This window comes from Halomonas sp. SIMBA_159 (assembly GCF_046536035.1).
Classification (GTDB): domain Bacteria; phylum Pseudomonadota; class Gammaproteobacteria; order Pseudomonadales; family Halomonadaceae; genus Vreelandella; species Vreelandella venusta_A.
The window spans coordinates 1-256 of the sequence record NZ_JAWJBT010001017.1; the positions used below are offsets into that span (position 1 = coordinate 1).

1 protein-coding gene is annotated in these 256 nt (G+C 71.1%); it reads right to left on the bottom strand.

The window, feature by feature from the left end:
* Positions 1-256: hypothetical protein (locus tag R0J87_RS22335; RefSeq protein WP_498889058.1), on the bottom strand; the 256-nt coding region annotated here is incomplete at both ends.

The following is a 256-nucleotide window of genomic DNA, read 5'->3' on the forward strand; positions in this document are numbered from 1 at the left end:
GGGGCATCCCCACGCGCCATGCCGGTGGCGGACAGGCTCCTGCCGAACGCTTCCTCCGCCCGGGCGCGGCGCGAGGCCATCTCCTTCTCCGCGCTGCGCATCACCTGCTCGACCACCATACCGGAGATCCCCTCGCCCAGCATCGGGGCGGCATCGGCGGGGTCGGCCTCGACGAACAGCGTGTCGGCAAAGGCGTCGAACTTGCGCGCCAATTCGGCCGCGAGATTCAGCGCGGCATCGTCGCGTTGCGTACCCG